The sequence below is a fragment of the Thermococcus litoralis DSM 5473 genome, from assembly GCF_000246985.2.
Taxonomy (GTDB): domain Archaea; phylum Methanobacteriota_B; class Thermococci; order Thermococcales; family Thermococcaceae; genus Thermococcus_A; species Thermococcus_A litoralis.
On the sequence record NC_022084.1, the window covers coordinates 1,157,806 to 1,170,450 of the forward strand.

The following is a 12,645-nucleotide window of genomic DNA, read 5'->3' on the forward strand; positions in this document are numbered from 1 at the left end:
CTCTCCTCACCCCTTTATCCCTCCTGAATAACCTTGGAGAAGCAACTGCTGGGCCGTTAGGAAAAACATGATGGTAGGTAAGAGATACAAAGTCCCAGCAGCAGCTATCAACGGCATATGCGAGTACTCAGCTTCAATATTCGCCTCTATAAATGTTGCAAGTGTCTGATCAATCAGAAAGGTTCTAACGTAGATTAAATCCTGCCAGCCTGCTAAAAACCCAAACAATGCAACTGCAAGTATTCCAGGTTTTATTAAGGGCAACATTATCTGTCGCCACACCCTTATCCTTGAAGCACCATCTATTATTCCCGACCATTCGAACTCCCATGGAATTGTATCAAAGAATCCCTTCATAAGCCAAACGGACATCGGTATCTCAAGCGCTGCCCTAGCAAGAACTACATAAAAGAAGGAGTATAGTCTCACAAAGGAAGGCTCTTGGGGAAACGTTAGGCGGTACAGCAAATAAACGCCCACAATCAAAGCAACTCCGGGGAAAGCATGGAGCATGAGGAGGAGAAGCATCATTAATTTTCTTCCCCTGAATTTCATTCTAGAAAGGGAGTACCCGGCAAGCGTGCTGATTAGGGTCACTATCCCAGAAACTCCAAGGGCAACTACAAGGGTATTCAGGGTTATTTTTAAGATATTCTGCCTTATTCCTCCAGTTATTGCCAATCTTCCCTGAAAAACATTTATCCAGTTTTCAATTGTTGGTCTAAAAGAGCTAAGGCTTAAATTGGTGACCATATCCTTGCTAAAGCTTGAAATAATCAGAAGTGCAAATCCCAGTATGAGCGGGAGACTTGCAAAGAGTATTGTAAGGACTATTATCCACTCGCCCCTCTTTGGCCTTGTTTCAACATCTCTCATTCTATATCACCCCTGGGCTCGTGAATCATTTTCTCAAACTGGAGCACTTTTAAGGTAACGAATCCTCCGAGAATGCCAATTATGGAAAGCAGCACCGCCGCTGCAGCTGCCAAACCTTGATCCTGCTCTCCTCTTCCAAATGCGGTATTATAAACATAGAGAGCAAGTGTTGTGCCGTAGTCCCTGCTCACCAGATCCCACTGAACAAGAAGGAACAAATGGGGATATGTTGTTAACAAGCTCAAGAACTGCCAAGTTAATACATACAAAAAGTGCCACTTCATCATTGGAACCAAGATCTTTCTAGAGATCTGCCATGCCGACGCTCCATCAACCCTTGCCGCTATAACGAGTTCCTTTGGTATCTGATTTAAAGCAGAGGTGAATACTATCATACCAAAGCTAACCCCCACAAGACCATTAACAAAGATGATTATGCTCCAAGCTCCCCACGGAACGATTTGGCCCCACGGAACGGGTTGAGAAAGCACACCAAGCTTCATAAGGATGGAATTTAAAGTACCAATATTACTCCCATGAAAGAAGTAGTACCACACCAAGCTGTAAACGGCTATGGGAGACATTCTGGGCAACAACCATAGAAGTCTAATGGCTGAAGCTGAGCTTTCATTTATGAAAAATGTTCCTAAAGCCAAAAGAAGACCTCCAAAGACATTTATAATAAGGGTTATCCCAACAAAAACGATAGTAGTTAGGAGCACAGTCCTCATTAACGGATCATGTTGGAACATATGGAAGAGCCTCTGATAATTGTAAAACCCCACAACCTCGGTCAAGTACCTCTCAATATTCCAGTTTCTCATCTTGGTAAAGCTTATGTAGATCGTGAATATTAAGGGGATCAGATAGAATAACCCAACCATTATAATCATGGGAGAAAGAAAAAAGGAAAGGTTTCGAAGCTTTTCTCCTTTCATAGTTCCCACCTCATGGGAATTTCCAGTCCTTTGGAATTTCTCCCACTACTTCCACGTTTTGGGCTAATTCTGGATCTGCATTGATTTTTTGGATAATGTAGTTAACACCTTCTTCTGGTGTCATTTCTCCTCTCAATACCTTATCCACGGCCTCTTTGAAGATATCGGCCAATGCTGGAGACTTTGGATGTGCTGGGGCTAGTTTTGTGTACTCGAGCATATAGCTCACATCGGCGAGGAACTTGGCGTTTATTGGGTGCACTGTGGTGGCAACTATGTCCTTTATATTATCCTTGACTTGAGGATCGAGATCAAGGTTGAGGTTCTTGAGATCATTGAGCCACTTCTCATCACTGATCAACTTTGCAGCTTCTTTCCTAACTGGTAGATGGGCACTTATCACACTGTGGATTGCGTTTATGTCGGGATCACTTGCCTTTATTATCATCAAGAATGCTAACTTGTGGTAAAGATCTTTGAGCTCATCGTACTTTGGATTTTGCTGGCCGGCTTTGGAGTTTATCATCCAAACAAACGGCTGGCTTAGAGTTACAGGCTTTAGACCCTTCTCTCCTGCTGGGAACAAAGTATAGGCAAACCAAGCTTGAACTTCCTCTGGTTTCAGCGGTCTTGGAGTGCCTTCTTTTCCGTAGTATTCCTTGGTCTGCCATTCCGTCCAATACCATGTACCGCCTATGTCGAAGAGAGTTCTTCCTTCAACTATTGCAGGATGAATCTGCTTTGCCCAGTCCCAGCTCATTATGTCTTTGGGAAGCAATCCATCTTGGGCAAACTTCCACTCTACGTAAAGCCACTTGTAAACTGCTGGAACATCAACCACAAGCTTTCCAGAGTCTTCATTGTACAGCTTGCCACCAAAGGCAAAGATGAATTGAATTAGGTCTGGATGTGCGGATCCTTTTCTGTGTATCAATCCCCACTCTACTCCGCTTTCCTTTGCTTTTTTAGCCCAGTAGTAAACATCGCTCCATGTGAATTCTCCGCTCTTAACGTTTTCTTCAATTCCCTCCAAGTTAAAGCCGATTTTTGCCGCAACATCTTTTCTTATGTATAGGGGCCTAGCTTCCGTGTCTTGTGGCAAGCCGTAAAGCTTCCCGTTGAATTTTGATGCCTCAATAAGTGAGGGATAGAAGTCCTCTATCACATTTTTGTATGCGTTTGCATATTCGGTTATATCAAGAATGTAGCCCTCGTCTGCAAGGGTCGGTAAGAATGCGTAAGAGTTCACAAAGAAATCCCCAGCTTGTCCTAGGGGCTGTTTGCTGAGATATTCTTGATAGGCATCTTGGAAAGAGGCAACATAGTGCGTATCCGTTATTGTTATCCTCACGTTAACCCCATTTTCTTCCCAAACTTTGTTTATTCTTCTCGCAGCTTCTACAATTCCATAAACTCTCATCACGCTGTTGGGGTCTCCAGATCCCCACGCAGAGAATTTTACTTCACTTACTCCGTTGCTTTCAAGTGCCTTCCCTATTGCCACAACATCCTTCACAAAGTCTCCAGTTAGCTCAACGCTTGTCGTTTTGGTCTCTGAGGTCTCCTGTGAACCAATGCATCCACTGGCGATCACTCCAAAAAGCACCACCATTGCCAGCAATATCCCCACTTTTCCCTTCACGGCCACCACCTCGAAAAGCTCTGGGATTCAAGATGCCAAAAGTGGCATAAGCTTATTATAATTGAAGATATGGTAGCAAAGCTACCGGTGATATTTTGGGAGTCAAATTTTATAAACTTTATGTAACTTTAGTCGGGTTTTAGAATGTGCATCACCGAAAGTGTTATATATGCTCATAAAAGATTATAAACCAAAAAATATTTAATGCATGTAAAATAACAATACTGGAGGTGAGAGCATGGTTCGTGTTGTAATATTAGGCCAAGGATACGTAGGGAGCATTTTTGCCCTTGGAGTTGAAAGGATAAAAACAGGAGAGCTTGGCTACTATGGAATTCCACTTCAGAACGAGCTCCCAATAAAAGTCGAAGACATAGAAATCGTTGGAAGCTATGATGTTGACAAAAACAAAATTGGCAAGTCTCTATATGAGGTTGTGAAGAACTACTGGGACGACAAAATCCCAGAAGCCCTCAAGAACATAATCGTAAGAAAGGGAATTCATCTCAGAAGCTTAAGAAACCTCCCCATAGAGGCTGAGGGCCTTGAGGATGAAATGAGCCTTAAGGAAGCTGTTGAAAAACTTGTTGAAGAATGGAAAAAGCTTGATGTTGATGTAATTGTCAACGTTTGTACTACAGAAGCCTTTGTTCCGTTCGGAAACAAGGAAGAACTTATAAAAGCCATTGAAAACGACGAGAGAGAAAGATTAACCGCAACCCAGGTTTACGCTTATGCTGCCGCTCTGTACGCAAAGGAAAGAGGAGGGGCGGCTTTCGTAAACGCTATTCCCACACTCATAGCAAACGACCCTGCTTTTGTGGAGCTTGCCAAAGAGAGTAACTTAGTTATTTTTGGTGATGATGGAGCCACAGGAGCAACACCGCTAACAGCTGATATCTTAGCTCACTTAGCTCAGAGAAATAGATACGTTAGAGACATAGCCCAATTCAACATCGGTGGTAACACTGATTTTCTGGCTCTGACAGACAAGGAGAGAAATAAAAGCAAAGAATTCACAAAATCAAGTGTAGTTAAAGACCTCCTCGGTTATGAGGCCCCCCATTACATCAAACCAACCGGATTCCTCGAGCCATTAGGAGACAAAAAGTTCATTGCCATGCACATCGAATACGTCAGCTTCAACGGAGCAGTTGATGAGCTTGTGATAACCGGAAGAATCAACGATAGTCCAGCCTTGGCAGGGTTGCTCGTTGATTTAGTAAGATTGGGTAAAATGGCAGTAGAAAGGAAGGAATTTGGAACCGTCTATGAAGTTAACGCCTTCTACATGAAGAACCCGGGGCCAAGAGAAAAAGGCAACATTCCAAGGATAATAGCCCACGAAAAGATGAGAATGTGGGCAGGGCTAAAGCCAAAGTGGCTCTAGCTCTTCAGCTTTTCTTTTAATATCCTCCTTGCAACTTCAAGAACTTCCTCGGGAGTTTTCTTAAAGCCCCCTCCCTTTGCTAGAATCTCACTTCCACCGCCACCGCCGCCGACTTCTTTGAGAACTTCTCTGAGGAGTTCATTCATGCGGATACCTTTCGTGTTTTTGTTCTTTGCAAAGATCACGTAATTTTTTCCAACTGCCAAAACTACTGTGTTAGGGTTCTTATCTACAAGATACACAATAAATGCCTGTGCGTCTTTCATGTCCATTGACTCAATGTAGGAGACTACTTTTATTCCGTCACTCTCATCGGCATTGGAAAGCAGTGCCTTGCCTTTCCATTCCCAAAGCTCTCTCCTCAGTTCAACTTTTTCTTTTTCGATGTTTTTGAGCTCTTGTTTTAGTTCTTCAACTCTTTCAATCAGGGGCCTATTCTTGTTGGGCATCTTATCTAGGCTTTCCCAGTAATCTTCCAAGAGCTTGTTTAAGTATATGAGAGCCCTATATCCACAGGCAAACTCTATGCGCCAGATGTTCTTGGTTTTTCTGTAGAAATTGAGGACTTTTATGAAGCCAACTTCTCCGGTATTTTTTACGTGAGTTCCTCCACAGGGAATTAGATCAACGTCTCCTATTTTCACCACTCGGATTTTTCCTGATATATCCTTAGGTAGGGATTTTCTAAGAGCGGAACTTACCTCTTCGGGAAGCTCCTCATATTCTTCAACCTCTACGGGAATGTTGGTCCAAACGACTTCATTGGCTTCAAGCTCTGCAGCGAGAATGTGTTCCCAAGTTAATTCCTCATCAAAATTGATCTCAATCTTGTTGTATTCCGGGAATATCTGAAATCCAGTGGTATCGCTGTTGTACATCCTTTTCAAGATTGCAGAAAGTATGTGCTGGCCAGTGTGTTGCCTCATGTTTTCGTATCTCCATTCCCAGTCAAGCTCAAGCTCAACTTCCTCCCCTTCCTTTGGAATCCTCCCTTTGAGCTTTCCTTCATGCCAGATTTCATCTTTTCCCTCAACTTTTTCAACTTCAATTCTAAAGCTATCCCCCTTTATTACCCCTCTGTCGCTGGGCTGTCCGCCGCCTTCAGGATAAAATATTGTCTTATCAAGCAATACCCTAATTCTATTCCCTCTAACTTCAACATCCTCAACCTTTGCAGAAGCCTCTCTTAGGTAGGGGTCGATATAGAACAACTTGAACGTCATATGTCTCACCAGAAGAGAATCTCAATAAAAAGATAAAAAGCTAACTAAGCCTGAGCTTTAGCTTCGAGAAGAGCCTTAACTCTCTTCAATCTGAAGAAGTTTTCCCTCTCCATCTCATCCAGATGCTGACTTATGTACTTCACAGTTTCTTTCATTCTTGGAATGATGATATATTCTAGGGCATTAACCCTTCTTTTTGTTTTTTCAATCTCTTTAGCAAGCCTCTTTAGTGTTTCCTCCACTTCTGCTAGCCTTATAGCCAGCTCAAGAACTTCTTCAAATTTTTCCGATGCAATATCCACCTTGGAAGAACTTGAAACAAAAGCATAGCCTCTCTCACTGGGGTCTCTCTTAAACCCCTCTGCCTCAATTAAAGGCACCGGTACTCCCATGATGTTTCTTCTTTTAATATCTATCTCTTTATTTGGCCTTACACTAAGGGCTATCTCGCTAAGCCTGACAATTCCCGTGTCTATCTCAGCTAATCTAAGCTGTTCAAATGCTTCCGCTATTTTCTGATTGAGTTCCCTTCTCAGTGCCAGAGCCTCATCGTATATTGTGAAGAACTCCATAATAAGGGCATCTTGCTTTTCCTTGAGAATTTTGTGCCCCTTTTCAGCCAGCTTTATCCTTCTCTTTAGTCTCAAAAGCTCCATTCTGGTTGGCTTGACTTTCAGTATTTTCGTCATTTAGCTCACCTCAAAATAAAAGAAGTCAAGAGGAGTGTCTGTATTTTGGATGGTACTTCTCTATGTACTTCCTCTCTACTCTCTTGAGCTCTGACTCCGGCAGTATTGATAGGAGATCCCATCCGAGGTCTAGGGTCTCAAAGATTCCCCTGTCTTCATCGTATCCCTGGGCGACAAACTCTCTCTCGAATCTGTCTGCGAATTCAAGGTACTTTCTATCAGTCTCACTTAGGGCTTCTTCACCTACAACCGCCACAAGGTCTCTAAGACTCCTACCTTCCGCATAAGCCGCATAGAGCTGCTGGCTTAGCTGGGAGTGATCTTCTCTTGTTCTTCCTTTTCCTATACCGTCCTTCATTAATCTGCTAAGGCTTGGGAGCACGTCAATTGGTGGGTAAATACCTTTTCTATGAAGGTCTCTGCTCAAAACTATCTGCCCCTCGGTGATATATCCTGTAAGATCCGGAATTGGGTGGGTAATGTCATCGTCGGGCATTGTGAGTATTGGCATCTGGGTTATGCTTCCCTTCCTTCCCCTGACTCTACCAGCTCTCTCATAGATAGTTGCAAGGTCAGTGTACATGTAACCTGGATAACCTCTTCTTCCTGGAACTTCTTCTCTTGCTGCTGAAATTTCACGCAAAGCCTCTGCATAGTTGGTCATATCCGTTAAGATAACCAGAACCTGCATGTCATAGTCAAAAGCTAGATATTCAGCAACGGTAAGGGCCATTCTCGGGGTGATGATACGCTCAATTGCTGGATCGTCTGCAAGGTTAAGGAATAACACTGCCCTTTCAATTGCTCCGGTCTCTTCAAAGCTCTTCTTGAAGAAGTTTGCCTCTTCATATGTGATACCCATTGCGGCAAATACAACAGCGAACTGCTCCTCTTCACCCAAGACCTTTGCTTGTCTCGCAATCTGAGCGGCGAGCATATTGTGAGGTAAACCACTACCGCTGAATATTGGAAGCTTTTGACCCCTAACAAGGGTATTCATCCCATCTATTGCTGAGATACCGGTTTGAATGAAGTCTCTTGGATATGCTCTTGCCACAGGGTTCAAAGGAGCCCCATGAACGTCTCTCCTGTCTTCAGGTATTATTTCAGGTCCACCGTCTATTGGTTCACCAATACCGTTGAATACCCTTCCAAGCATGTCCATTGACACCGGAACTTTGAGCGTTTCTCCGGTGAATCTAACTCTCGTCGTTTTGACGTCGAGGTCTCTTGTCCCCTCAAAAACCTGGACGATAGCTAGGTCTTCTCTCGCCTCTAGCACCTGCCCCTTTCTTTTCTCTCCACCTTCGACTTCTATTTCCACAACTTCCCCGTAGGCTACCCCTTTAACGCCTTGAACTATCATCAAAGGACCGTAAATCTTGCTTATTGTGGAGTATTCCATTCCGGGCATCTTTATCACTCCCCGTATTTCTTAAAGAGCTCCTCAAACTGCTCTTCTGTTTTCTTCATTAGTGAAGCTATTTCCTCAACGTTTGGATTGTACTTCATTCTTCCTATCTCCTCTCTAACAGGAAGCTTTGCAATTTCCTCTACCGGAACTCCCATATCTATTGCCCTCATTGTATAGTGGTAGAAGTTGAGTATAACTTTCATCATTGTTATCTGCTTCTTTGGAGGACAGTACGTGTCAACCTCGTGGAAGGCGTCTTGCTGGAGGTAATCCTCTCTGATCATCCTTGCTACGAGAAGGATAGCTCTTTCTCTCTCTGGTAATGCATCTGGGCCCACTATTCTAACTATCTCCTCAAGCTCAGATTCCTTCTGCAGGAGTGCCATTGCTTCATCTCTCATCGCCTTCCATTCTGGGTCAACGTTTTTGTGCCACCAGTCTTTTATAGAGTCCACATAGAGAGAATAGCTCGTAAGCCAGTTAATTGCCGGGAAATGCCTCCTCCTCGCCAGATCAGCGTCCAAAGCCCAGAAGACCTTAACGACTCTTAGAGTGTTCTGTACGACAGGATCGCTCAAATCACCACCTGGCGGAGAAACAGCTCCAATAACGCTTACACTTCCAATTCTACCGTCACTTCCTAACGTTCTAACCCTTCCGGCTCTTTCATAGAATTCGGCTATCTTTGAAGCTAGGTAAGCTGGATAACCTTCTTCACCGGGCATTTCCTCAAGTCTTCCTGAGATTTCTCTCAAAGCTTCGGCCCATCTTGAAGTTGAATCTGCCATTAAAGCTACGTTATAACCCATATCTCTGAAATACTCTGCTATTGTAATTCCCGTATAAATAGAGGCTTCTCTAGCAGCAACGGGCATGTTTGAGGTGTTTGCTATGAGAACGGTTCTCTCCATCAATGGTTTGCCTGTTCTCGGGTCTTTCAGCTTGGGGAACTCTTCAAGAACATCCGTCATCTCGTTTCCTCTCTCGCCACAACCAATGTATACTACAACTTCAGCATCACTCCACTTGGCTAATTGGTGCTGTGTTACTGTATTGTGAAGCAATGTTGGCATATTACCTCCAACGAAATTGTGGGTTTCAGTTGTTATGTCATACACTTCTTGAGGCTCGGGAATGTATTTAACTTCAACTACTTCATCAAAAAGAATGTGCTTGAGGTGATTCTCGGCTACCTCTTCAAGACCTACAAGCTTGGCAAACTTCCTGAAAGTCTCGTACGTCATGTTTTCCCCGTTTAAGTAGTTGTGAATCTCAATTCCCTCTCCCTTTAGTTCACTATACGGTCTCCCTAATGCATTGTATATACTTTCAACCTCAACTGGAACTATGTCAATGTTCGTGTACCCTCTTGTTTCCCTTTTAATTCCCAACTTTTCGAGGTTAGTCTTTCCGCTTATGGCAATTCTGTAGTACTCCTTACCTTTTATCTGCTTTTTCCTGAACGTTGCATAGATTCCAAGCTTTGCGAGCAGATAGCTCAGTCCGTAAGCTCCTTCTTCGGATGCTGTTGTTATTTCAATTTCGCCTTTTCTTTCGTGATAGTAACCGTCACAGACAATGTATGCGTTTATGAACGCTTTAACTACGCTAGGCGGTGAAAGTAGAAGTTCTCTAGGAACTTTCCAGTTTCTAGCCTTCTTACTTTCTGGGATTCCCAGCTTTCTGAAAAAGTCAACTAAAGGCTTGCTGTGGATTAGCAATGCTTTGACCGTCCTTTCCTGAACTATCTTACCATTAATTCCAAAGAGCTTTGTGGAAAGGAAGTTTGCTCTCTTAAGCAGAGACTCGTCATTGTTGTAAATTGCAACAGTTCTTGGCTTTAAGGTGCCATCTGCAATCAGATATCCAAGGAACTCTGCTAGATCCTCATCAAGAACCTCCGGAACTTTAATCTTTCTGCTCTTTCTGAAGTCTGGAGATGTTGTGAGTTTAACGTACTCACCGCCGTCTATTTTCTTCACGACAGCTATTCTGTCTCCAGGCTTTATATGCATGGCCATTACTTCCTCAAGGGCAAGGCCATCTTTCGTTACTCTGCCCGTAAACAGCTTGTGAATTGGAGTAACCTTTATCTTCCTTCCTGTTCTCGTTCTGATCTCAATCATTCCAGAGGAGATTCCCTTGTAGATGTGGGTAGCTTTAATCCCCACTATCCTGCCGTTTCTGTAGCCATAGACAGTTACTGGCGTTTCGAGTTCAGTCCATTCTTCATTTCCTTCAACAGTTTTTCTTCCTTTTCCGTCGAGCTTTTCATAGAGTTCCTTTATTTTGACTAAGCCAAACTCCTCAGTAAGCACTAAAGTATTCCCATCCACACATTTACCGCTACCAAATGGTCCCGGAATTGCAGCGGTTCCTCCTTTTGCCTGAGGGAAGAAAGTATCAATGGTTCTCTGACCAGTAATTAGCGGAACCTCTGGAGGGAGCTTCTCTTTGTATGGTCTTTTAACTCTAACGGGCCATCTTTGGTACATCTTAAGCTCCTTTATCTCCCCGTCTGGGGTTTTAACCTTTGCAATGACTTCTTCTATCGTGTAATCTCCCTCTTCAGCAATCTCTAATATCTCGCCTTCAATCCCGGGTGGAACCATTATTTTGTGCTCTATAATGCTCGTTTCGGGGACAACACCAATTATGTCTCCGCTGACGACTTTATCGCCTACCTTTACCTTTGATGTGAAGTGCCACTTTTTGTCCCTCGGCAATGCTGGAGCTGTAATTCCTCTTCCAATAAAGTCTCCGCTTTTCTCTCTCAAGATTTCGAGAGGTCTCTGTATTCCATCATAGATTGAAGTTAGCAGCCCGGGGCCAAGCTCAACGCTCAAAGAGGCTCCAGTTCCGACAACGGGTTCGCCGGGCTTAACACCTGCAGTTTCCTCATAAACCTGAATAACAGCCTTGTCTCCTTCCAGTCTAATTATCTCTCCAATAAGCCCAAGTTCTCCAACTCTAACGACCTCATACATTCTCGAGCCTCTCATTTCATCAGCTACGACCAGTGGTCCGGTAACTCTAATTATCCTTCCCATGCTTTTCACCTCTTTATCTCTACACCTATGGCTTTTCTAACGATTTCCCTCAATTGTTCCTCACCATAGAGTGACCCATACTTATCAGGAATTTGAAGGATTATCGGGAACGTCACATCAGGAATTTCGATTTTTTGAGCTAGCCGTTCAGTTATCAGAATTACACCAATATCTTCCCTTTCTACGAGCTCTTTTAACTTGTTTTTTGCTCTTTCTAACTCCTGAATAGTTTCTTCAAACGAATACGCCTCGTGAACTCCTGCAAGCCTAAAGCCAAGTGTGGTATCCTTATCTCCAAGAACCACTATTTTCATGGCAGCTCACCTACTACTCTCTTTATGATTTCTGGCTTTGCCCCGTCCTCTATTAGCTTTGTTACGGCTTTGAGCTTCCGTATTTCGCTTTCTTTTTGGAGGATGTAGTTCAATGGCACTGCAATGCTTAGAGGATAGAACCTCGTCAGCTCCGCCATTCTTTGAAGTATGTACCTATCAAATGCCTTTTCAAATGCCGAAATATCCTCCAGTATCTCTTCTCTGTGCTCCCTTATTATCCCCGAGTACTCTGTGGAGTCTAACTCTGCCAGAACCATCTCGACATCTTCCATGTTTGCAAGAGCTTCGAGAGTCTTTCTCTTGACCTTACCACCGGGTATCAGAGAATCTCTAAGCTTATCTGCCCCTAGCCCATGAGCTTTTCCCCTAAGTATCGTGCTTAGGTTTATCTTGTCGATTTTTAGCTTCACAAACTCCTGCAAAATTTTCTTTTCCTCATCTTTTCTTGTGGCTGCATATTTGGAGAGCTTCAGATAGTGGTTTTTGTAAAGTTCTGTTTCAAACTCCTCTGGTGTTATCTCCTTCAATAGAAGCTTTTGATAGGGTTCCTCATACTCTGTGCCTTCCAGTATAACGAGTATTTCTTCGAGGCTCTTTGCGTCGGCAATGGCCTTCACTTTTTCAACCATTGTGCCAATTTCGCTTATGTAATCCCTAGCTACTTCTCCCCTTAGCTTTGCTTTAACAGAAGAAGTTATGTTCCTAACGTCCCATTCTTCAAGCAGAAGCTTAAAGAACTCTCTGCTTCTCTTAGGGAGAATCCTATAGAAGAGCTCATATGTATCAGCAAGAGCCCTGTCAAGAGCCCTGTCTATGCTTTCGGAGTTCAAAACCGGAAGAGAGGTTAAGTATGGTTTGTAATCGCTGTCCTCAAGGTTCATGATAAAGTTGTTTAGAGTTTTTGATTCCGCTAACTCGTTGAACTTCTGCTCTGTGAAAAGCCTCGCCTCCATTGCTCTGATTCTGGCGTTTGGGTATGAATATGGAGTGTACTTCCACAAAATTTGTCCTGTTTTGTAGGCTACCCATGTAAATATGACCGCCAGACTGGTGTCAAGAATTGCTGTTATGGTGCTTACTTCCACTTT

10 protein-coding genes are annotated in these 12,645 nt (G+C 43.4%); 1 reads left to right on the forward strand and 9 read right to left on the reverse strand.

Annotated elements, in window-relative coordinates; genetic code table 11:
- Positions 1 to 6 precede the first annotated feature (6 nt).
- Genes OCC_RS06305 through OCC_RS06315 form a run of 3 tightly spaced genes read right to left on the reverse strand, consistent with a single transcriptional unit; the run spans position 7 to position 3,456 of the window.
- Positions 7 to 876 carry a carbohydrate ABC transporter permease gene (locus OCC_RS06305; RefSeq protein ID WP_004066693.1) on the reverse strand — a complete coding sequence of 290 codons (870 nt, stop codon included), beginning with the start codon at positions 874 to 876 and terminating at the stop codon, positions 7 to 9.
- Positions 873 to 1,814 (reverse strand): carbohydrate ABC transporter permease, encoded by a 942-nt coding sequence (locus OCC_RS06310; RefSeq protein WP_004066691.1) that lies wholly within the window; start codon positions 1,812 to 1,814, stop codon positions 873 to 875. Before OCC_RS06310 ends, OCC_RS06305 begins: the two co-directional genes overlap by 4 nt.
- 10 nt (positions 1,815 to 1,824) lie before the next feature.
- The gene (locus OCC_RS06315) at positions 1,825 to 3,456 is read right to left on the reverse strand and encodes an ABC transporter substrate-binding protein (protein WP_004066689.1); all 1,632 of its coding nucleotides are present in this window, start codon (positions 3,454 to 3,456) and stop codon (positions 1,825 to 1,827) included.
- Between the two features lie 238 nt (positions 3,457 to 3,694).
- Here OCC_RS06315 and OCC_RS06320 point away from each other — a divergent pair, with 238 nt between their 5' ends.
- A complete protein-coding gene (locus OCC_RS06320; protein WP_004066687.1) occupies positions 3,695 to 4,846 on the forward strand; it encodes an inositol-3-phosphate synthase in 1,152 nt (383 codons plus the stop codon).
- Here OCC_RS06320 and OCC_RS06325 read toward each other — a convergent pair.
- Genes OCC_RS06325 through OCC_RS06350 form a run of 6 tightly spaced genes read right to left on the reverse strand, consistent with a single transcriptional unit; the run spans position 4,843 to position 12,642 of the window.
- The gene (locus tag OCC_RS06325) at positions 4,843 to 6,069 is read right to left on the reverse strand and encodes an alanyl-tRNA editing protein (protein ID WP_004066685.1); all 1,227 of its coding nucleotides are present in this window, start codon (positions 6,067 to 6,069) and stop codon (positions 4,843 to 4,845) included. The two genes, OCC_RS06320 and OCC_RS06325, sit on opposite strands and share 4 nt — an antisense overlap.
- Before the next feature lie 44 nt (positions 6,070 to 6,113).
- Complete coding sequence (locus OCC_RS06330; RefSeq protein WP_004066683.1) at positions 6,114 to 6,758, reverse strand: V-type ATP synthase subunit D; 645 nt, start codon at positions 6,756 to 6,758, stop codon at positions 6,114 to 6,116.
- A gap of 25 nt (positions 6,759 to 6,783) precedes the next feature.
- A complete protein-coding gene (locus OCC_RS06335; protein WP_004066681.1) occupies positions 6,784 to 8,172 on the reverse strand; it encodes an ATP synthase subunit B in 1,389 nt (462 codons plus the stop codon).
- A 5-nt stretch (positions 8,173 to 8,177) separates the two neighbouring features.
- The gene (locus OCC_RS06340) at positions 8,178 to 11,231 is read right to left on the reverse strand and encodes a V-type ATP synthase subunit A (protein WP_048874625.1); all 3,054 of its coding nucleotides are present in this window, start codon (positions 11,229 to 11,231) and stop codon (positions 8,178 to 8,180) included.
- Positions 11,228 to 11,536, reverse strand: a complete 309-nt coding sequence (locus tag OCC_RS06345; protein ID WP_004066677.1) for a V-type ATP synthase subunit F — start codon at positions 11,534 to 11,536, stop codon at positions 11,228 to 11,230. The genes OCC_RS06340 and OCC_RS06345 overlap by 4 nt, the downstream gene beginning before the upstream one ends.
- Positions 11,533 to 12,642, reverse strand: coding sequence for a V-type ATP synthase subunit C (locus tag OCC_RS06350; RefSeq protein ID WP_004066674.1), 1,110 nt, complete (start codon positions 12,640 to 12,642; stop codon positions 11,533 to 11,535). Before OCC_RS06350 ends, OCC_RS06345 begins: the two co-directional genes overlap by 4 nt.
- Positions 12,643 to 12,645: the final 3 nt, after the last annotated feature.

Excerpts from the sequence above, each read along its gene's own strand:
- OCC_RS06305 (WP_004066693.1), bottom strand. The coding sequence starts at position 876 with ATGAGAGATGTTGAAACAAGGCCAAAGAGGGGCGAGTGGATAATAGTC.
- OCC_RS06310 (WP_004066691.1), bottom strand. The coding sequence starts at position 1,814 with ATGAAAGGAGAAAAGCTTCGAAACCTTTCCTTTTTTCTTTCTCCCATG.
- OCC_RS06320 (WP_004066687.1), top strand. The coding sequence starts at position 3,695 with ATGGTTCGTGTTGTAATATTAGGCCAAGGATACGTAGGGAGCATTTTT.
- OCC_RS06325 (WP_004066685.1), bottom strand. The coding sequence starts at position 6,069 with ATGACGTTCAAGTTGTTCTATATCGACCCCTACCTAAGAGAGGCTTCT.
- OCC_RS06330 (WP_004066683.1), bottom strand. The coding sequence starts at position 6,758 with ATGACGAAAATACTGAAAGTCAAGCCAACCAGAATGGAGCTTTTGAGA.
- OCC_RS06335 (WP_004066681.1), bottom strand. The coding sequence starts at position 8,172 with ATGCCCGGAATGGAATACTCCACAATAAGCAAGATTTACGGTCCTTTG.
- OCC_RS06345 (WP_004066677.1), bottom strand. The coding sequence starts at position 11,536 with ATGAAAATAGTGGTTCTTGGAGATAAGGATACCACACTTGGCTTTAGG.